Origin of the sequence: Proteus vulgaris (assembly GCF_023100685.1) — a bacterium.
In the GTDB taxonomy this organism is placed as follows: domain Bacteria; phylum Pseudomonadota; class Gammaproteobacteria; order Enterobacterales; family Enterobacteriaceae; genus Proteus.
This window is the reverse complement of sequence record NZ_CP090064.1, coordinates 779,495-799,865: the sequence shown is the minus strand read 5'-3', so window position 1 is coordinate 799,865 and position 20,371 is coordinate 779,495. Positions and strand designations below refer to the sequence as shown.

General features: G+C 38.2%; 16 protein-coding genes. 3 read left to right on the top strand and 13 right to left on the bottom strand.

Features of this window, described 5'->3' with window-relative positions; genetic code table 11:
* Nucleotides 1–151 precede the first annotated feature (151 nt).
* Genes LW139_RS03770 through LW139_RS03760 form a run of 3 tightly spaced genes read right to left on the bottom strand, consistent with a single transcriptional unit; the run spans nt 152 to nt 4,189 of the window.
* The gene (locus LW139_RS03770) at nt 152–1,939 is read right to left on the bottom strand and encodes a SmdB family multidrug efflux ABC transporter permease/ATP-binding protein (RefSeq protein WP_166539496.1); all 1,788 of its coding nucleotides are present in this window, start codon (nt 1,937–1,939) and stop codon (nt 152–154) included.
* Nucleotides 1,926–3,671, bottom strand: a complete 1,746-nt coding sequence (locus LW139_RS03765; RefSeq protein WP_166539495.1) for a SmdA family multidrug ABC transporter permease/ATP-binding protein — start codon at nt 3,669–3,671, stop codon at nt 1,926–1,928. The genes LW139_RS03770 and LW139_RS03765 overlap by 14 nt, the downstream gene beginning before the upstream one ends.
* A 56-nt stretch (nt 3,672–3,727) precedes the next feature.
* Nucleotides 3,728–4,189 (bottom strand): Lrp/AsnC family transcriptional regulator, encoded by a 462-nt coding sequence (locus LW139_RS03760; protein ID WP_036911686.1) that lies wholly within the window; start codon nt 4,187–4,189, stop codon nt 3,728–3,730.
* A 158-nt stretch (nt 4,190–4,347) separates the two neighbouring features.
* Here LW139_RS03760 and queC point away from each other — a divergent pair, with 158 nt between their 5' ends.
* Nucleotides 4,348–5,046: a 7-cyano-7-deazaguanine synthase QueC gene (gene queC, locus LW139_RS03755; RefSeq protein WP_166539494.1), complete on the top strand. Its 699-nt coding sequence runs from the start codon at nt 4,348–4,350 to the stop codon at nt 5,044–5,046.
* Between the two features lie 149 nt (nt 5,047–5,195).
* On the opposite strand, the gene LW139_RS03750 is transcribed toward queC, so the two are convergent.
* From LW139_RS03750 to bolA, 9 genes are all read right to left on the bottom strand, one after another.
* Nucleotides 5,196–5,600 (bottom strand): acyl-CoA thioesterase, encoded by a 405-nt coding sequence (locus LW139_RS03750; RefSeq protein WP_247850635.1) that lies wholly within the window; start codon nt 5,598–5,600, stop codon nt 5,196–5,198.
* Nucleotides 5,601–5,845: 245 nt separating this feature from the next.
* Nucleotides 5,846–6,211 (bottom strand): ComEA family DNA-binding protein, encoded by a 366-nt coding sequence (locus LW139_RS03745; RefSeq protein ID WP_432652209.1) that lies wholly within the window; start codon nt 6,209–6,211, stop codon nt 5,846–5,848.
* Nucleotides 6,212–6,504: 293 nt separating this feature from the next.
* The gene (ppiD, locus tag LW139_RS03740; RefSeq protein WP_166539492.1) at nt 6,505–8,382 is read right to left on the bottom strand and encodes a peptidylprolyl isomerase; all 1,878 of its coding nucleotides are present in this window, start codon (nt 8,380–8,382) and stop codon (nt 6,505–6,507) included.
* Between the two features lie 476 nt (nt 8,383–8,858).
* On the bottom strand, nt 8,859–9,134 hold the full coding sequence (gene hupB / locus LW139_RS03735) for a nucleoid-associated protein HU-beta (RefSeq protein WP_036911695.1): 276 nt from the start codon (nt 9,132–9,134) through the stop codon (nt 8,859–8,861).
* 214 nt (nt 9,135–9,348) lie between these two features.
* Nucleotides 9,349–11,709: an endopeptidase La gene (gene lon, locus LW139_RS03730; protein WP_109407980.1), complete on the bottom strand. Its 2,361-nt coding sequence runs from the start codon at nt 11,707–11,709 to the stop codon at nt 9,349–9,351.
* Nucleotides 11,710–11,969: 260 nt separating this feature from the next.
* Nucleotides 11,970–13,241 (bottom strand): ATP-dependent protease ATP-binding subunit ClpX, encoded by a 1,272-nt coding sequence (gene clpX, locus LW139_RS03725; protein ID WP_036932880.1) that lies wholly within the window; start codon nt 13,239–13,241, stop codon nt 11,970–11,972.
* A gap of 144 nt (nt 13,242–13,385) precedes the next feature.
* Nucleotides 13,386–14,009: an ATP-dependent Clp endopeptidase proteolytic subunit ClpP gene (gene clpP / locus LW139_RS03720; RefSeq protein ID WP_004245088.1), complete on the bottom strand. Its 624-nt coding sequence runs from the start codon at nt 14,007–14,009 to the stop codon at nt 13,386–13,388.
* A 256-nt stretch (nt 14,010–14,265) separates the two neighbouring features.
* On the bottom strand, nt 14,266–15,570 hold the full coding sequence (tig, locus tag LW139_RS03715; RefSeq protein WP_166539491.1) for a trigger factor: 1,305 nt from the start codon (nt 15,568–15,570) through the stop codon (nt 14,266–14,268).
* Between the two features lie 321 nt (nt 15,571–15,891).
* Complete coding sequence (gene bolA, locus LW139_RS03710) at nt 15,892–16,206, bottom strand: transcriptional regulator BolA (protein WP_109407982.1); 315 nt, start codon at nt 16,204–16,206, stop codon at nt 15,892–15,894.
* A 339-nt stretch (nt 16,207–16,545) separates the two neighbouring features.
* Between bolA and LW139_RS03705 the strand changes: the two genes are divergently transcribed.
* On the top strand, nt 16,546–17,124 hold the full coding sequence (locus LW139_RS03705) for a YajG family lipoprotein (RefSeq protein WP_109407983.1): 579 nt from the start codon (nt 16,546–16,548) through the stop codon (nt 17,122–17,124).
* Nucleotides 17,125–17,179: 55 nt separating this feature from the next.
* A complete protein-coding gene (ampG, locus tag LW139_RS03700) occupies nt 17,180–18,700 on the top strand; it encodes a muropeptide MFS transporter AmpG (protein ID WP_166539490.1) in 1,521 nt (506 codons plus the stop codon).
* A 109-nt stretch (nt 18,701–18,809) separates the two neighbouring features.
* Here ampG and dbpA read toward each other — a convergent pair whose 3' ends face one another.
* The gene (gene dbpA / locus LW139_RS03695) at nt 18,810–20,183 is read right to left on the bottom strand and encodes an ATP-dependent RNA helicase DbpA (protein ID WP_166539489.1); all 1,374 of its coding nucleotides are present in this window, start codon (nt 20,181–20,183) and stop codon (nt 18,810–18,812) included.
* Nucleotides 20,184–20,371 lie beyond the last annotated feature (188 nt).

Sequence of the window (20,371 nt, the reverse complement as noted above, 5' to 3'; positions counted from 1 at the left end):
TTTTAATTATTGAAAAATAAAACCAATAAATTCACCGTATTGGTGCAGACATAAACCTGCTATTTTGATAAAAGCAAAATAGTTGGGAAATAAAAAAGAGCACATAATTTTATGTGCCCTCTAAAAAAATCAAATATTAATTTTAAGTCAATTATTCTACTTCAACAGGATCTTGTTCTTGTAAAGATTCTCTAACCTGCTGTAATTGAAACATATTATAGTATCGCCCTTTTTGTGAGAGTAATTCCATGTGATCACCCTGCTCAACAATTGCACCACGATGAAGCACTACGATTTCATTGGCTTCAATAATAGTTGAAAGTCGATGAGCAATAACAATCAGGGTTGTTTTTTCTCTTACTACTTTTAATGCTTTCTGGATGGCTTGCTCTGTTCCTGAATCAATATTTGCTGTTGCTTCATCAAGAATAAGAATACGAGGTGGTATTAATAATACACGAGCTAATGCAAGTAACTGTTTTTGCCCCGCAGATAAGCGACTACCTTGTTCGCCAAGTTCTGTTTGTAATCCTTCTGGTAATGCTTTAGCCCATTGATCAAGCTGTACTGTTTCTAATACCTGCCATAAATGTGACTCTTCACATTCTCGCCCTAATGTAATGTTGTCATACAACGAACCTGATAATAAAACCGGATCTTGCTGCACCATAGCAATACCACTACGCAATGCATAATGAGAATAATCCTCTAAAGGTTGCCCATCTAAATAAATATTCCCTTTTTGCCAAGGGTAATTTCCCATCAACAGACTTGCTAACGTACTTTTACCACTCCCTGTATGTCCAACAAATGCCACAAAATGGCGAGAAGGAATAGTTAAATTGATATCTTTTAATACCCATTGTTCATCACGATAGGCAAACCATAAGGAATTAACATCAATATTGCCTTGGGTAATGATATGTGATGATGAGCCGTAATGTTGTGTAGGTGCATCCATCAATTCAAAAACACGTTCACCTGAAACAACCGCTTGTTGCAAAATGGACTGCTGTGATGTCAATGTGATTAACGGTTCATTTAATCGCCCCAAATAGCTAATAAACGCATAAATCACCCCAACACCAATAACCGCACTGCCTTGATAGCCAAATAGCATCAATAAGCCACATAAAACCAACGCAGAGAGCATACTTAGCAAAGGGCGCAATAACAGCCCATCGAGTTTTAATGCTTTCATACGGGCTTGATAATGCTGCCAGCTATCATCCGACATTCTTTGACCAAATCGAGCTTGTTGCCTAAATTGCTGGATCACTGACATTCCATTGATAACTTCATGGAAACCATCATTAATATTGGCAAGAAAATGGCGTACATTACGGACTATTGGTGTACTGAGCCGCTGATAAAGCATCATCACACCAATAACTGCTGGGAAGATAGTCATCGCTACCAATGCCATTTGCCACTCTAATAAGAACATAGCAATTAACATAACAACCACTAACGCAATGGCACGGAACAATGTCGGTAAGACGTTAACAAACAAATCTTTAATTGTTTCGGTATCATTCGTTACACGAGAAATTAATTGGCCTACGGGTTGATTATCAAAAGCACTTAATGGCTGTTTTAGTGCCGCGCTCATCACATCTGTGCGTAATTGTTGTACAACCCCAACAGCTGCATGATTAAATACAATTGCCTGATAATAATGAAGTGTCGCAGCTATTATTTGTAAAAGAATAAACGCCAATGCCAAACCTAATGAAGATGTTAATTCAACATTATTCGTAGCCACTTTTTGATCAATGAAATAACCAACAATTAATGGGCCACCCACCTCTGCAACTGCGGCTACCCACAACATAATGACGCCCCATGTCATAGGCTTGCGATAGGTTTTACCATAAGTTAAAAGACGCTTTAATGCAGGGAATAGCGCTTTAACGGATTTATTTTTACTTATCGTCATCCAGCGCGGCCTCTAATTGCTGATAATGGTACATATCTTGATACCAACCAGGTATTGAAATTAATTGTTGATGTGTACCTTGTTCTACAATTTCGCCTTGTTTTAGCACTAGGATATTAGTAGCACCAACCAAAGCAGATAAACGATGTGCACTGATAATCAACGTTCTATCTTTTCGCCATTGCGACAAATTTTGTAAAATTTGATATTCAGTTTGTCCATCAACGGCAGATAATGCGTCATCTAATAACAAAATTTCCGCATCTAAGAGTAGCGCTCGCGCAATAGAAATACGCTGTTTTTGCCCACCAGATAGCATCACACCTTTTTCACCTACCTGCGTTTGATACCCTTCAGGTAAACGCAGAATATCGTCATGAATATTGGCCAATTTAGCTACCGCTTCAATTTCGTCTTTAGTTGCATTAGGACGCCCTAATGCAATATTTCCTGCAATGGTATCTGAAAATAAAAAAGGTGTTTGATTAACCACAGCTAAACGCGCTCGCCATTCATCGAGTTTTAATTGATAAATAGGTATGGATTGAAAACAAATTTCACCTTCAGTTACATCGTAAAGTCGTTGAATAACGGTAAGTAGTGTACTTTTTCCACTTCCAGTCATCCCGCAAATTCCCAACATATCGCCAGGAGATAAGGTGAAATGAATATTCTTAAGCACATCCGTTGTTTGTTCAGGATACTGAAAGCGGTCGATATCAACAGACAATATCCCTCGACCTTGTTTTGGTGATAAATCACCATCAATCATATCGAGTTTTTCATTCAATAAGCTATTAATTCGGCTATAGGCAGCACTACCACGTTCAACAATATTAAACATCCATGCCAGCGCTAGCATAGGCCAAATCATTTGACCTAAATACATAACAAAACTGGTTAACTCACCTAATGTCATTTTGTCATTGAGTACCAAATAACTCCCACCAGCAACTGCGAGTAAATTAGCAAAACCGATCGCCATAAAAATGGTGGGATCAAACAAAGCATCAATTCTCGCAACTCGCATATTTTGACGCCCAGTTTCTTTTGCAACATCATCGAAACGAGAAGCATGCTGTTGTTCAAGTCCAAATGATTTGATCATGCGAATACTACTCAGGCTTTCTTGTGCTTGATTATTCAGTGAAGAAAAAAGTGCCTGAGCAGTTTTAAAACGGCTATGTAACTTATCACCATAACGTTTAATCAAAATGGCCATTAGTGGCATAGGTAATAGTGAAATTAGTGTCAGTTCCCAGCTTAACTGGATGCTCATCATCACAAGTACAGCAAGTCCCATTACCATTGAATCAACTAAAGTTAGAACGCCTTCTCCAGCCGCAAAAACGACTTTATCAACGTCATTCGTGGTACGAGCGATCAAATCGCCAGTACGATAACGATGATAGAAAGAAGAGGATTGCTGATTAAGCTGTTGGTAAATCTGCATTCGCAGTTTTACGGCTAATTGATAAGAAGCACCAAATAACCAAAGTCGCCAAAAATAACGCAAAAGATAAACCGCGAGGGCAATTAACACCATCACGCCAACCCAATTCATTACTTGGCTAAACGACAGACTATGGTTATCAACACCATCCACAATGATCCCTACAATTTTAGGAGGGATCACCTGTAATACTGCGATAACCATCAATAAGAAAATAGCACCGACATAACGACGCCATTCACTGAGGAAATACCAACTGAGCTGTGAAAATAGAGCCACGCCTTAAATCCTAAGGTTATACAAAAAATAAAAGTGCCAGTTGGTAAAGATGAACCTTATTCAGGTATCGGCATTGCCGTTGTGTATTTAATTTTTTCCATTGCGAAGTTAGAAGTCACGTCAATAAGACCAGGTACACCATTAACCATACGCTTATAAAACAAGTCGTAACTTTTCATGTCTACCACTTCAACATGCATTAGATAATCACACTCACCCGCCATTCGATAGAATGTCAGTACTTCTGGCATTTGCTTAACAAATGAAACAAATTGTTCGTACCATTCGCTATTATGTTGCTGTGTTCTAATCATAACAATAACTGTTAGACCTAGCCCAATTTTTTCACTATCAAGTAGGGCAACTCGCTTACGAATATACCCTTCATCCTCAAGTCGTTTCAATCGTTTCCAGCAAGGCGTTGAGGTTAGGTTAACAGCCTCAGCCAAAGTATTCAGTGAGAGGCTTGAATCTTCCTGTAATAGCGCTAATAATTTACGGTCAATCTTATCTAACATAGATACTCCTTCAAAATATGCCCCTACAAAAAATAATGATAACCTGCCCCTTACTATAAGAGTAATCATCTAATGATAAATCGGTAATAAATTGTCATAATATATGTACTTTTATGCGTACTAATCCTTATGTAAATTCAATTTTCAGGAGTATTCCGATGAAAAAAACGGTCGTTGTCTTTAGCGGTGGACAAGATTCGACAACATGCCTTATTCAAGCAAAAGAAAAGTACGATGAAGTACATTGCATTACATTTAATTATGGGCAACGCCATAAAGAAGAAATTGAGGTAGCACAAAGAGTAAGTCAATTACTGGGGGCAACTGCGCATAAAGTTTTGGATGTAAATTTACTCAATGAACTCGCTATCAGTAGCTTAACTCGCGACAATATACCTGTCCCTGATTTCAAAGAAAGTGAAGAAAGTGATATTCCAAGTACCTTTGTACCGGGTAGAAATATTCTTTTCCTCACTTTAGCTGCTATTTACGCTTACCAAATTGGGGCTGAAAGTGTCATTACAGGAGTTTGTGAGACTGATTTTTCAGGCTATCCTGATTGTCGTGATGAATTTGTCAAAGCACTAAATCATGCAGTCAATTTAGGTATTGCACGTGATATTAAATTCATCACTCCATTAATGTGGCTAGATAAAGCTGAAACTTGGGCATTAGCAGATTATTACCAAAAATTAGATTTTGTTCGTCATGAAACCTTGACTTGCTATAACGGTGTTCAAGGTGATGGCTGTGGCGAATGTGCAGCTTGCCATTTAAGACAACGCGGATTAAACACTTATTTAGCTGATAAAACGCAAATCATGCAGGCAATGAAACAGAAAGTAGGGTTAAAATAGTTACTGTAATATCGTCCACTGTTTGTTATCACTGCAACTTGTTGGCTTAGGCAGTGATAACCTCTCATGTATTACCACTGCCTTAAATTACGTTAAGTTAACTCATCTTGACCGCATTATTTTTATTTATAATACGAAATCACTTCGTATTATGATGATTGGCGCACATACTCTAGTTTTTCTCTTAGCTGATCCGTTAAGGTCAGTGCTTTTTTGGTATTGATGTCTACAAGAACAAAAGTGATTAATGCATCAGAGATAAGCGCACCATCTTTTTTTCTGACTATTTTTTGAGACAGTACACCACTTTTAATCCCGACTTCAGCAACTTCACAGTCAATAATCAACTCATCACCAAGACTTGCTGGTAAGTGATAATTAATATTGATATTAGCGACCACTAACGCCAAACCATTGCGCTTAAACCAAGCAAAATCTAAATGTTGTTCAATCCAATCCCATCGGGCTTGTTCTAAAAACTCAAGGTAACGTGCATTATTCACGTGTTCAAAAACATCCAAATGAAAACCATAAACTTTAATTAATGTACTCATACAAACTCATTACCTCTTGATTGTTATATTAAAATTTTTGATAACGTTTCTTTGCGATACAATAAATATAGTCAAAAAAATAAATTTAGTAATATCTCAATTTAGCTCTTTTATCTTTCACTCCATTTAACAAATCAATTCATGGAAATGTGTTTCTCTTATTACGAAGAGAAACACAAGTTATTAAACAATATTTATCTTTTCAATAAACGTGCTACATACAATATAAAATGCAAATTAGCTCATTAGTTTATGACGATAAAATCACGATTTTGTTCGACTAATTTCATCCCTATGCCAAATACTTTTTCAAGTTGTTCAATAGAGGTAAATCGACCCAATTGTTCACGGTAATCAATAATAGCTTGAGCTTTCGCTTTACCAATACCTTTAAGCCCCATTAACTCATCAACCGTTGCTGTATTTAAATCAACCTTACCTTCTACATTTGCTTTTACTTCTTTTACTTCTTTATCAACAGATGTGCTCGTTTCAATAGAAATCGAGGGGGTTGAAACAGGTGTTTCTTCTGCATAAGAAAGCGGTGAAAGTCCTAGTCCTAAAGCAAGGCAGATTGAAGCCATAAATCCTGATAACACTTTTTTATCCATCGTCATAATCATAATTTCCTTTTATAAAATAATTTTAAATTCAATAGCAAACAGTGTTTTCTGAATGCAAAAAAATAATGACAAGATATTGATAAACCTGCAATTACATAAAAATAAAATGTCGAGAGAATAGGAAAAATAAAATGAACAAAAGCTGAGTTACAGAAAAATTATCGGGGTTGCTCTCAAATATTCTTTTTTAAGAAAAATAGATATAAACACTCAATATCAATATTTGATATTCATAAAAAAACCCAGCCTAAGCTGGGTTTCTATTAAGATTTAAAGATAACTTATTGATAATCTTTGTCAAAGATCTCAATTTTAGCGTTGTCTTTTAAGTCACGTAAAATCAGTTGTAAGGCTTCTTCGCCCATCTGTGCACGATAGAGATTAGCCATAAACTCTAATTGCTCTGATGTTGGTTTACCATCTGTCACGCTATCTAATTGAATAAAGACAACCTTAGTGCCTGGCACATTAGTCATACCATATTCTTTTTTGCCGTCAGCAGGTTTAGGCATAGCAAAAATAGCGGTTTGAACTGCATCTGTCGCAGATGAATGAACAATGCTTTCCACATCACCAAAGGAAAGGTTAGCCACTTTTAGTGCTTCATCACCTTTGCCTTCTTTTAACGCAGCTAAAATTTTCTGCGCCTGTGTATTCATTGCTTGCGATGCTTTTTGCTGTTTAACAAGCATAACAACTTGATCACGCACTTTATCTAACGGTAGGCTTGCAGAAGGCTTATAACCCTCTACGCGCACGACAAATGCACTATCATTACCTAACGTCACCATATCTGAGTTCATGCCCATAGGGCCATTTTCATCAACTAATGAGCCACCAAAAATTAATTGGGTCAGTTTTTCATTATTTAATGGTGCTGGTACGCTATTTTCATCAAACCAATCTGTATCAACAACTGTCACATTACCCGCTTTAGCAGCAGGTGCTAATGTGTCGTTATCATTAGAGGCAGCCTGACTCACGCGTTGTTGCAATGCAAAGAAATCATCGATAGCTTTATTTTCGCGCATTTTTGCCAGTAAATCTGTTTTCACTTCGTCAAACGGTTTTACGACAGATTGTTTAATATCATCAAGGCGGAAAATTGCGTAACCATTGCTAATTTTAACAGGCGCAGAAAGTTGGCCTTTTTCTGTCAAGCTCGCATTAGCCAGTTCTGGTAATTCTTGCCCGATAGTTATCCAACCTAAAGAACCATTTTGTTTGGCGGAGAAAGCATCGACTGATTTCTCTTTGACTAACGTAACGAAGTCTGCACCTTTTTTCAGCTCTTCTTCTGCTGCTTTTGCGGCAGCTTCATCAGCTAATACTAAGATGCTGTATTGTTTCTGTCCCGCAGCAGTAAATTCATCGATGTTGCTGTCGTAATACGCTTTTGCTTCATCATCGGTAATATTAATACTATTAAGATCTTTTTGAGCATTTAATTGAATATAACTGACTTTAAATTGCTCTGGCGCGATAAACATTTGGTTATTTTGTTCATAGAACGCCTTCACTTCGTCGTCTGATGCCGTTTCTTTTTCAAGGAATGGCTGAATATCTAATGACGCTAAGCGTACGTTACGACTTTGCAGCATCAGTCCTGCAAATTCTTTAACTTCACTCTCTAAGGCAAAATCAGTGCCTTGGATAGAGAATCTTAATTGCTGATTGATCAGATTTTGGCGAATACCTTCAGCAAATGCATCTGCATCAATATTATTGCCTTTCAATAAATCGACGTATTTTTTATTGTCAAATTTACCATCAGTTTGAAAGTAAGGAAGCGCAAAAATTGCATCTCTAATTTGTTGATCGCCCGCTGAAATACCAAGATTTTGTGCAAATTGATCTAGTAATGCTTGATTAATAAGCAAATCAAGTGATTGTTGGCGGATTAGTTTCTGACCTTCTTCTGATGAAGCAAGAGCAGCAAAGTTTTCACCCATATCTTGTTGTAACTGAGCGCGACGTTGTTGGTAAGTTTGCTCTAATTGAGAACGGCTAATTTTATACCCGTTAACTTCCGCAGCATCATTAACGCCAGAACTAAAGAGATATCCGCCCACACCAGTTAGGACGAAAGAGAGGATGATCACAGCTAATAATATCTTGATAAATGGATTATTAGCAGTTGAACGAATGTTGTCCATCATAACGAGACGAGGCTCCGTTTGGTGAAATAAAAATTATTTTTATGAGTGTTACACGACTATTTTGAGCACAGCGAAAAGATAATATGCCCATGCTGGCTTAATATCAAAATATCGCGACACGCGACAATCGTTAAAAACAGCCAGTCCCGTATTCAATGTGCAGTCTTAAACACGCACTTTCTATCACTAAGAAAACTAAACAGCATTATTTGATTCATTGATTACGATAACCATTTAACTCACCACTGAATCATTCATTGTTGTCTATTTCAGTTATAGAACAACGCGACATTCTATCAAATGACTACTTTAGTTTCACGTCTTATCGCCAGAGAATTCAAGGTTTAATCGTGATTTAACACCTAAAAAAAGAAAAGCGCATCTCAAAAAGATGCGCTTCATTTTTTAATTGAGTCGTTTTCTGTTTATCCATAACGTTAAGTTAATAACCCTTTGGCAGAAAATTCGTTCAACTATTATTGATTAACTGCGTCTTTTAAGCCTTTACCTGCACGGAATGCAGGAACTTTTGCAGCTTCAATTTGAATTTCTTTACCAGTTTGTGGGTTACGGCCAGTACGAGCTGCACGATCACGTACAGTAAAAGTACCGAAACCTACTAATGCTACATCATCACCTTTTTGTAAAGATTCAGTGATAGAAGCAACCAGAGCATCTACAACACGACCAGCTGCCGCTTTTGAGATATCTGCATTTGCAGCAATTTTGTCGATCAGTTGAGTTTTATTCACGCTTTCATCCCCATAATTTTATGCGTTATTTTTCACCATTAATGGCAAATTTTGCAAACGTCGTTATATCAAGCCTTTTTAGATATAGCAAGACCGATAAAACAGCATTATTAATTAAAATCCCCATTAAATTAGCGACACAAAAAAAGGCTGGCAAGCTTTTATTACTTATCCAGCCTTTTTTTTAGCTATAATTTATGACTAGCATCACTTTTTAGTGTGATTTATCCGTCACAATTTCCATGCCAAACGGCGAGTTTTGTAGGGCTAACGATAAAACTTCCTCAATTGTTTTCACCGGGTGAATATCCAGGTCAGCAACAATATTTTCAGGAATTTCTTCTAAATCACGTTTATTTTCATCTGGGATAAGAACAGTCTTAATTCCACCACGATGTGCAGCAAGTAACTTTTCTTTCAGTCCGCCAATTGGCAATACTTGTCCGCGTAACGTAATTTCGCCCGTCATTGCAACATCCGAACGTACAGGGTTACCTGTTAGGCTTGATACCAATGCAGTACACATTGCGATACCCGCACTTGGACCATCTTTTGGTGTCGCACCTTCAGGAACGTGTACGTGCATATCACGTTTTTCATAGAAATCGCTATTGATACCCAGTTTATCCGCACGAGCACGAACAACTGTCATTGCTGCTTGGATAGACTCTTGCATAACTTCACCTAAAGAACCGGTGAATGTTAGTTTGCCTTTACCTGGTACACTAGCTGTTTCAATTGTCAGTAGGTCACCACCAACTTCTGTCCATGCAAGTCCTGTCACCATACCTACTCGGTTTTCAGTATCAGCACGACCGTAGTCCACTTTACGAACACCTAAATAGTCTTTGAGATTATCTTCGTTAATCTCAATATGTTTGATTGTGCTATCCATCAGCAGTTGTTTCACTGCTTTACGGCATAATTTAGAAATTTCGCGTTCTAAACTACGCACACCCGCTTCACGAGTGTAATAACGAATAATGCCCATAATGGCGCTGTCATGGATTGTCAGCTCACTTGGTTTTAATGCATTACGTTCAATCTGTTTTGGTAACAAGTGCTGTTTAGCGATGTTCAGCTTTTCATCTTCGGTATAACCCGATAAACGAATAACTTCCATACGATCTAACAACGGTGCCGGTATGTTCATGGAGTTAGATGTCGCCACAAACATAACATCAGACAGATCGTAATCAACTTCCAAATAATGGTCGTTAAATGCGATATTCTGTTCTGGATCTAACACCTCTAGCAGTGCAGATGCAGGATCGCCTCGCATGTCTGATGACATCTTATCAATTTCATCTAATAGGAAAAGTGGGTTTTTCACGCCAACTTTTGCCATTTTCTGAATTAATTTACCTGGCATAGAACCAATGTAAGTACGACGGTGACCACGGATTTCAGCTTCATCACGTACACCACCTAACGCCATACGAACATATTTACGGCCTGTTGCTTTAGCTATAGATTGGCCCAGAGAGGTTTTACCCACACCTGGAGGTCCAACCAAGCACAGAATTGGTCCTTTGATTTTGCTAACACGAGACTGTACCGCGAGATATTCAAGGATACGCTCTTTAACACGTTCTAAACCATAATGGTCAGTATCAAGCACTTCTTGCGCTTTCACTAAGTCTTTTTTAACTTTGCTACGGCTATTCCAAGGAACTTGAACCATCCAATCGATATAGCTACGTACAACTGTAGCTTCTGCTGACATTGGCGACATCATTTTTAATTTCTGAAGTTCTGCTTCTGTCTTTTCTTTTGCCTCTTTTGGCATTTTTGCAGCGTCGATTTTACGTTTCAGCGATTCCATTTCATCAGGTGCATCATCCATCTCACCTAACTCTTTTTGGATCGCTTTCATTTGTTCATTGAGATAATACTCTCGCTGACTTTTTTCCATCTGCTTTTTAACACGGTTACGAATGCGTTTTTCGACTTGTAGCAGATCGATTTCTGATTCCATCATCGCCATTAAGTACTCTAGGCGTTCAGTCACATCAGACATTTCAAGTACAGCTTGCTTATCTTTCAGTTTCAGCGGCATATGAGAAGCAATGGTATCTGCTAATTTTGCTGATTCTTCGATAGCATGTAATGAAGCCAATACTTCTGGCGGAATTTTTTTATTCAGTTTGATATAACCTTCAAACTGATTAATCGTTGTACGATTTAAGACTTCTTGTTCACGCTCATCAACCGCTGGCGTTTCAAGGTATTCTGCTTTCGCCTGAAAGTACTCACCATTATCAGATAACATCGTAATTTTGGCACGACGAATACCTTCAACAAGGACTTTTACTGTTCCATCAGGCAATTTTAGCATCTGTAAAACAGACGCCACTGTACCAACAGAAAAAAGATCATTAACACCTGGTTCGTCAGTAGATGCATCTTTCTGCGCAACCAGCATAATTTGTTTGTTGTCGTTCATCGCCGCTTCTAAGCAATGAATTGATTTTTCACGACCAACGAACAACGGGATTACCATATGTGGATATACAACAACATCACGTAGTGGCAATACAGGTATTTCAATACATTCTGGACGCTCAGGATTCATAGAGCTCTCTCTTCGTTTTTAGCTTAACGCTTTTACAGGTAATTTTATTCGCATGTCACCAAATAAAATTAATTCCACGGATTGTCAAAATATATAAGGGCACTTTTCTGACATTCAATAGCCTTACCCATTAAAAAAACAAAATGAGGGAAAATTCCCTCATTTTTATTGCGTTGGCGCGCTTTATCTTAAATTTCTCGTCTATTTAAGAGAAAATTACAGATAATGTCAGATAAGAGACATTGCCAAATTACGATGCATTATTCACCTGATGCCTGGTTTTCTGGTTGACTATAAATAATCAACGGCTCAGATTTTCCATTGATGACACCTTCATCAATAACAACTTTCTCTGCATTTTCAAATGAAGGAAGGTCATACATCGTATCAAGTAATGCAGCTTCAACAATTGAGCGTAAACCACGAGCACCTGTTTTACGCACCATGGCTTTTTTCGCGATTGCAGTCAGCGCTTCTTTACGGAATTCTAAATCCACTCCTTCTAACTTAAATAATGCCTGATATTGTTTTGTCAGTGCATTTTTAGGTTCTTGTAAGATTTGGATCAGTGCATCTTCGTTTAACTCACCTAATGTCGCAACAACAGGTAAACGTCCAATAAATTCGGGAATAAGTCCAAATTTAATCAGATCTTCTGGTTCAACTTGGGCTAATAATTCACCTTCGCTGGCTTTTTCTTTTTGGCTTTTGACTTCTGCACCAAAACCAATACCAGAGTGTGTATTTAAACGTTGTGCAACAACTTTATCAAGGCCAGCAAATGCACCACCACAAATAAAGAGGATTTTAGAGGTATCAACCTGTAAAAACTCTTGTTGTGGGTGCTTACGTCCACCTTGTGGAGGAACTGAAGCCACCGTTCCTTCAACTAGTTTCAATAATGCTTGCTGTACACCTTCACCAGACACATCGCGTGTGATTGATGGGTTTTCAGATTTACGAGTGATCTTGTCAATTTCATCAATATAAACAATACCACGTTGTGCTTTTTGCACATCGTAATCACATTTTTGTAGCAGTTTTTGAATAATGTTTTCAACATCTTCGCCCACATAGCCTGCTTCTGTCAGCGTAGTGGCATCTGCCATAGTAAAAGGAACATCTAGGTAGCGTGCTAATGTTTCTGCTAATAGCGTTTTACCACTACCAGTAGGTCCAATCAGCAAAATATTACTTTTTCCTAGCTCAACACCATTGGCTTTATCGCCATTACGCAGGCGTTTATAGTGATTATAAACGGCAACAGCCAGAACTTTTTTAGCCAATTCTTGACCGATAACATAGTCATCAAGGTGCTTACGAATTTCATGTGGCGTCGGCAATTCACTGCGTTCATGATGAGGCGCCAGTTCTTTTATTTCTTCACGAATGATATCGACACAAAGATCAACACATTCATCACAGATATAAACCGACGGACCAGCAATCAATTTCTTTACTTCATGCTGGCTTTTACCGCAGAAAGAGCAATACAGAAGCTTCCCTGAGCTATCTTTGCGCTTATCTGTCATCAGTCAACCTCACTTAGTTATTCTTCTTATCAGGTTATAAGAAGAAGAAAGACTTTTTTACATAGATATTGCTAGCCGTTTCCTTTGGATTAAAGGCTAACAAAGAAAACGTATTAATTCATTTGCTATTACAACGTGCTGTAATTAACTACGTTGTGTATAGACTTTGTCCACTAATCCGTATTCTAACGCTTCGTTAGCGGATAAGAAACGATCGCGCTCAGTGTCTCTTTCTATTTCTTCAATAGATTTACCCGTATGCTGAGCCATTAATTCATTCATACGCGATTTTACTTTCAAAATTTCTTGCGCATGAATTTGAATATCTGTTGCCTGACCTTGGTAACCACCTAATGGTTGGTGGATCATCACACGAGAGTTAGGTAAGCAAATACGTTTACCCTTTGCACCAGCTGATAATAAGAAAGCACCCATTGAACACGCTTGTCCCATACAAATCGTGCTGACATCCGCTTTGATGTACTGCATGGTGTCATAGATGGACATACCCGCAGTAATCACACCACCTGGTGAATTAATATATAAATTGATGTCTTTTTCTGGGTTTTCTGCTTCTAAAAACAGCATTTGAGCGACGATCAGATTAGCCATGTGATCTTCAACTTGGCCAGTCAGGAAAATGATACGTTCTTTTAATAAACGTGAATAAATGTCGTAAGAACGCTCTCCTCGCGAAGTTTGCTCTATAACCATCGGCACCAGAGCCATATTAGGTGCGAATTGTTCCTGTGTGTCGTTAAATGACATGTCTGTCTCCTATTGCATTCTTATTGGTGCCAATGACAACAATTTTACTTGAGATAATTGATCATGACCATTTCTAATGATCTAATCTCTCACAAGACATTCAAGGCGCCTCGCGAGGAGTGATAAAGAGAATATAGAATTATCTGGAGATAATCGCTCAGATTTCAAGGCTAATTTTGATAAATATATACAAACTGAAAAAAACCCGTGGTAAAAACCACGGGTTTTTGCTTAAAACCGATATCGCGGTTAAAAATTAACCCATTTGAACTTCGTTCATCAGTTCAGTGAAGTTAGTCTCTTTTTCAGTTACTTTAGCATTTGCTAAGATTTTTTCTACCGCTTGCTCTTCTAATGCAAGATTACGGATGTTATTCATCAGTTGTTCGTTCTTGTTGTAGAACTCAACAACTTCTGATGGATCTTCGTAAGCTGAAGCCATTTCGTCGATCAGTGTATTAACACGCTCGTCTTCTGCTTTCAGTTCATTACTATTGATCACTTCACCTAACAATAATCCAACGATTACACGACGTTTAGCTTGTTCTTCGAACAGTTCACGTGGTAATTGCAGAGCTTGTTTCTCGTCGCCACCAAAGCGTTGAGCTGCTTGACGTTGCAGAACTTCAATTTCGCTGTCTACAGCGGCTGCTGGTACGTCAACTTCGTTTGCTTTAACTAAGCCATCAATAACTTGTGTTTTAACACGAGTACGGATTGCATTTTTCAGTTCACGTTCCATGTTTTTACGTACTTCTGCACGTAAACCATCAACAGAACCATCAGCAATACCAAAACGCTTGATGAACTCTTCAGTTAATTCTGGCAGTTCACGCTCTTCAACTTTTTTCAGGTTGATAGCGAATTGTGCTTTTTTACCTTTCAGGTTTTCAGCGTGGTAATCTTCTGGGAAAGTCACATCGACTGTGAATTCTTCGCCAGCTTTATGACCGATAACGCCTTCTTCAAAACCTGGGATCATACGACCTTGACCCATTGCCAGTACGAAATCTTCAGCTTTTCCGCCTTCGAATTCTTCACCGTCAATAGAACCATTGAAATCAACAGTTACACGATCTTCTGCTGCAACTTCGCCGTCTTTGTCTTTCCACTCTGCTTGTTGCTTACGCAGTGTTTCTAACATGTTATCAACGTCTTCGTCTTTAACTGTGACAACGGGTTTTACAACTTCAATGCTTTCCAGACCTTTCAGTTCGATTTCTGGGAAAACTTCGAATTCCACAGAGTAAACAAAGTCTTCACCTTCTTTGTATTGCTCTGGTTTGTAGTCAGGCGCGCCAACTGGGTTTACTTTGTTTTCGATGATAGCGTTAATGAAATTACGCGACATTAAATCACCAAGAACATCATTCAGTACAGACATACCGTAACGCTGTTTAACCATAGACATTGGAACGTGACCTTTACGGAAACCATCAATGCGAACAGTTTTAGCAGCTTTTTTCAGTTCACTGTCTACAGCAGTTTGGATATCAGCGGCTGGTACGGTGATTGTGACACGACGCCCTAGGCCTTGAGTCGTTTCAACAGAAACTTGCATCTTGTTACCTCAAAATAAGTTTTAGTGCTCGGTCTACTTTAAAGGAAACTAATATGACATTGGCATATTTAGATTTATTTTCCTTTCAGAACCGGGGCCGCCACATTTAAAAAAACGAGGATCCCTGATATCAGAAGCATCCCGAAACCTTACTGAAAATTAGACGCGACATTATAACGATCTAGAGGGGTTGAGTCGAGAAAGAGCCGTTTTATTCCTCAATTTTTTCATAAAATCGAGTAAGTCGCCCCTTTTTCCCTCTATAAAGAACAAAAAATACGCATCTTAGGATCTATTTATTCACGATTAACGATAACATTGTTAATCTTCTTGGCTCCCACCACGACATCCAGGAGAGCGTAATGCTTTATCCTGTTGTTCATTCCATTCACTCAACGTAAAAGTATGCAATGCGAGAGCATGAACACCATTTTCCATTTCATGAGCTAAGGTTTGATACACACCACGATGGCGTGAGACGCTGCGCTTGTCATTAAATTCATCACTAACAATAATGACTTTAAAGTGACTTTCAGAGCCTTCAGGCACATTATGGCGATGGCTTTCGTTTATTACTTGTAAAAAATGCGGTGAAAAGCGTGAAATCAGCTTATTCTCAATATCATCACGGATCATTTCTGCCCCTAATACTCTGCCTTTATATCATGGCGAACAAAAAATAAGTCGACCAGATTATATTGATTAAGTCTTTATCAATACAAAATGATGAACTCATTCTTTTTTATTTTGCTGATGATAATCGCTTATTTTTCATCTTGAGTAAAACCATTGGCCGAATATTGTCAAATTCACGAGCAAAAATGAGGTTAATTTGAAATAAAATCAATTGATAAAATCAGATAATTTCGTTCGTTAAAGGGATATTAGCAACTTATCAGCAGTGGTATGATAGGCTAAAGTTTGAAGCCTATTCTACTTGTTAACACAACAGACATATTTAACCGAGATTACCTCATGATTAAAAATTTACTCTGTGCTGTTTTTGCATTAACACTGCTTTCAGGTTGTGCAACTCCTAGTAATAAACTCTCTATTGAGCCTGTAATGTCAGTCCCTGCGGCCGATCCAACCATGCGCCCAATTTCACTGAATATTTCAAGCCAAGACAAACGTACATCCAAAAACCTAGCGGAGATTAACCGTAATGGAAAACTGGAAATACTTGTTCCAACTCGTGATATTGCATTTTTAATGCAAGAAGTATTGCAAAAACAAATGACAGCTCGTGGTTTTATGGTGGGTTCTCCTGCTAGCGCTGATGTAATTATTGTTATCAATAAACTCAACGCTGATGTAGGTGAAGGAAGTGTTCGCCATAATATTAGTGCGAAAGCAGATATCTCAGTTATTGTTACCTTGCCAAATGGCAGTTCTAATACCAAAACATTCCGTACTAGCTACAATGTTCAAGGGCCATTTGGTGCAACTAATGAGAAAATTGCGGCTGCAATTAATAATGTCTTAAGTGAGCTCGTTAGCGATATGGCAAAAGACGCTTCAGTCAGTCAATTTATCAAATCTAACGCCCGTTAATTTATTAGAATAAACGACCTGTTATCTTAAACAGGTCGTCGAAAGGAATTCTTGCATGGTTCAGCCTGCCTTCAAACAAACCACTTGGTACAAATCATTTATTTTACTGTTACTTGGCTTTACTTCTGGATTACCACTTGCATTAACCGCAGGTACATTACAAGCATGGATGACAGTAGAAAACATTGATTTAAAAACCATTGGTTTCTTCTCATTGGTGGGGCAAGCTTATGTCTTTAAATTCCTCTGGTCACCCTTTATGGATCGCTATACGCCCTCTTTTCTTGGGCGTCGTCGAGGATGGATGTTACTTACCCAAATAGGGTTGGTAATGGGTATTGCAGGAATGGGGTTTTTAAACCCTAATGATCATTTATGGTGGCTTGCTTCTTTAGCTGTCATTGTCGCTTTTTGTTCAGCTTCACAAGATATTGTCTTTGATGCTTATAAAACAGATATTTTAAAGGCCGATGAACGTGGTACTGGGGCGGCAGTTTCTGTATTAGGCTATCGCATTGCAATGCTTGTTTCTGGTGGTATGGCACTTTGGCTCGCTGATAAATATATTGGCTGGCAAAATATGTACTGGTTAATGGCTGCTTTAATGGGAATTGGTATTATTGCCACACTACTCGCCCAAGAGCCAGAAACTGCGGTAAAACCCCCTCGTACACTCTATGAAGCCGTAATTGAACCCTTAGCTGAATTCTTCTCTCGTAATAATGCTTGGCTTATTTTACTCCTCATTGTTCTCTATAAAATGGGCGATGCTTTTGCACTGAGTTTAAGTACCACATTCCTTATTCGTGGCGCAGGCTTTGATGCTGGAGAAGTTGGTTTAGTCAACAAAACATTAGGACTTGCTGCCACGATTATCGGTGCCTTATTAGGTGGCTTATTAATGCGCCGTTGGAGCTTATTTAAAGCACTAATGATTTTTGGAATAATGCAAGGTGGCTCAAATATTGGCTATTGGTATCTCGCTATCTCAGAACAAAACATTTATAGCATGGGTGCCGTAGTCGCTTTTGAGAATATCTGTGGAGGAATGGGTACGGCTGCATTCGTTGCACTTTTAATGACTCTTTGTCATCTTTCTTTTTCAGCAACACAATTCGCACTTCTTTCAGCGCTATCCGCCATTGGTCGTGTTTATGTAGGCCCTGTTGCGGGTTGGTATGTCGAAAGTCATGGCTGGGAGGCGTTTTATCTTTTCTCTATCGTAGCTTCAGTTCCTGGCCTTATTTTGCTGATGATTTCAAAAAATACGCTTATGTACACGCAAAAAACAGGCGAATTTCTGAGAAGAACACAATTTATAAAACAATACCGCTTTGCTCTCTATGGTTTGGTACTCGCCGTTTTCTTCTTTATTTGTAGCTTAATTCTAGTTATTACCAATTCATTATCTAGTTTAGAGATGTTCCAATCTATTGATTTTATTCAATCAATAAATAATAAATTATTAGGCCATTGGGCTTCATCACTGTTTTTATATGGTGTTGTTGTTGGTGCAATAAGCCTCGTTGTAGGCACAATATTAGATTATTTAGCACTCAGAATAACAACACATTAATTTTGTTATATTTAGTGCAGTTAACGAAAAAAGGACAGTCTAAACTGTCCTTTTTCTTTATATTTATATTAATTTTGGTATTAGTAAAAAAAGTTACTGATTATTTAAATTATCTAAATAGTCTGACTTTGACCGATTTACCTTTAATTTTACCTTGTTGTAACTGTTTCCAAGCTTGCTTAGCAATTGATTGTTTTACTGCAACATAAGCATGTGTCTGATTAATCATAATTTTGCCAATATCAGCACCATTAAGACCCATATCTCCAGTTAATGCGCCTAAAATATCGCCTGGGCGCATCTTGGCTTTTTTACCACCATCGATACATAATGTTGCCATCGTTGCTTCAAGTGGCGCAATTTGTAGACCTGTAGGAACAGGTAACCAATTTATCTTCATATGAAGCATTTCTTCTAAAGCATTAGCACGCTGAATTTCTTCTGGTGCGCAAAAGCTAATAGCCAACCCACTTTCACCCGCTCTAGCTGTTCGACCAATTCGGTGAACATGCACTTCAGGATCCCACGATAATTCGTAGTTAATCACCATTTCTAACGCTTTAATATCAAGTCCACGAGCCGCAACATCCGTTGCAACTAACACACGACAACTCCCATTAGAAAAACGAATTAAAGTTTGGTCACGTTCCCTTTGTTCCATATCACCATGTAAAGCAAGCACACTTTGATTGCTTTCTGTCAGTGTTTCATACACATCTTGGCAATCTCTTTTTGTATTGCAGAACACCACGCAGGAAGCTGGTTGTTCACGACTTAACAATTTTTGCAACAATCCGATCTTGCCATGACGAGATATTTCATAAAATTGCTGTTCAACAGCTGGGAGCTCATCAACTGAATTTATTTCAATAGTGATAGGATTTTGCTGTATTTTACGACTGATTGCAGCAATTTCATTTGGCCATGTTGCGGAAAAAAGCAGAGTTTGGCGAATCGTTGGCATACGAGAAATAATATCATTGATATCATCAAAAAATCCCATATCCAGCATTCTGTCAGCTTCATCAAGCACTAACGTTTTTATATCATCTAAATTGACAGTCTCTTTTTTCAGATGATCAAGTAATCTACCTGGTGTTGCCACAATAATATGTGCAGCGTGAATTAATGAATCACGTTGAATACTAAAGGGAACTCCGCCACATAGAGTTAATACTTTAATATTAGGCAAATAACGAGCAAGGCGACGTAATTCATTTGCAACTTGATCGGCAAGCTCTCTTGTTGGGCATAAAATTAATGATTGGGTATTAAATTGTTTTGCATCAATATGTTGTAATACCCCCAAACCAAAAGCAGCCGTTTTACCACTACCTGTTTTTGCCTGAGCACGGACGTCTTTTCCTGCAAGAATAGCGGGTAAAGCGGCTTCTTGAACAGGAGTCATAGTTAAATAACCCAGTTCATTAAGGTTAGCGAGTTGTTCTGCAGGAAGGGCGTTAAGTTCAGCAAATGAGGTCACAATGAAAATTCCAAGTAAAGTAAAAACAAATATGGGCTAATGATACTATCCCTTTATTCTTGTGTCGTGAGGTATTTTTGCACTGTTTATATTACTTTTTCATCTAAGTGCCATTTTCTACCATTATCTCCTTAAATTTCCTCTTCTTATCAAAAATTTCTTTTTTATTTTTACTATTAACTCGAAAA

What these genes read in the sequence shown, in the direction of transcription:
- LW139_RS03770 (WP_166539496.1), bottom strand. Translation starts at nt 1,939, where the DNA reads ATGACGATAAGTAAAAATAAATCCGTTAAAGCGCTATTCCCTGCATTA.
- LW139_RS03760 (WP_036911686.1), bottom strand. Translation starts at nt 4,189, where the DNA reads ATGTTAGATAAGATTGACCGTAAATTATTAGCGCTATTACAGGAAGAT.
- queC (WP_166539494.1), top strand. Translation starts at nt 4,348, where the DNA reads ATGAAAAAAACGGTCGTTGTCTTTAGCGGTGGACAAGATTCGACAACA.
- LW139_RS03750 (WP_247850635.1), bottom strand. Translation starts at nt 5,600, where the DNA reads ATGAGTACATTAATTAAAGTTTATGGTTTTCATTTGGATGTTTTTGAA.
- LW139_RS03745 (WP_432652209.1), bottom strand. Translation starts at nt 6,211, where the DNA reads ATGGATAAAAAAGTGTTATCAGGATTTATGGCTTCAATCTGCCTTGCT.
- ppiD (WP_166539492.1), bottom strand. Translation starts at nt 8,382, where the DNA reads ATGATGGACAACATTCGTTCAACTGCTAATAATCCATTTATCAAGATA.
- lon (WP_109407980.1), bottom strand. Translation starts at nt 11,709, where the DNA reads ATGAATCCTGAGCGTCCAGAATGTATTGAAATACCTGTATTGCCACTA.
- clpX (WP_036932880.1), bottom strand. Translation starts at nt 13,241, where the DNA reads ATGACAGATAAGCGCAAAGATAGCTCAGGGAAGCTTCTGTATTGCTCT.
- clpP (WP_004245088.1), bottom strand. Translation starts at nt 14,009, where the DNA reads ATGTCATTTAACGACACACAGGAACAATTCGCACCTAATATGGCTCTG.
- tig (WP_166539491.1), bottom strand. Translation starts at nt 15,570, where the DNA reads ATGCAAGTTTCTGTTGAAACGACTCAAGGCCTAGGGCGTCGTGTCACA.
- bolA (WP_109407982.1), bottom strand. Translation starts at nt 16,206, where the DNA reads ATGATCCGTGATGATATTGAGAATAAGCTGATTTCACGCTTTTCACCG.
- LW139_RS03705 (WP_109407983.1), top strand. Translation starts at nt 16,546, where the DNA reads ATGATTAAAAATTTACTCTGTGCTGTTTTTGCATTAACACTGCTTTCA.
- ampG (WP_166539490.1), top strand. Translation starts at nt 17,180, where the DNA reads ATGGTTCAGCCTGCCTTCAAACAAACCACTTGGTACAAATCATTTATT.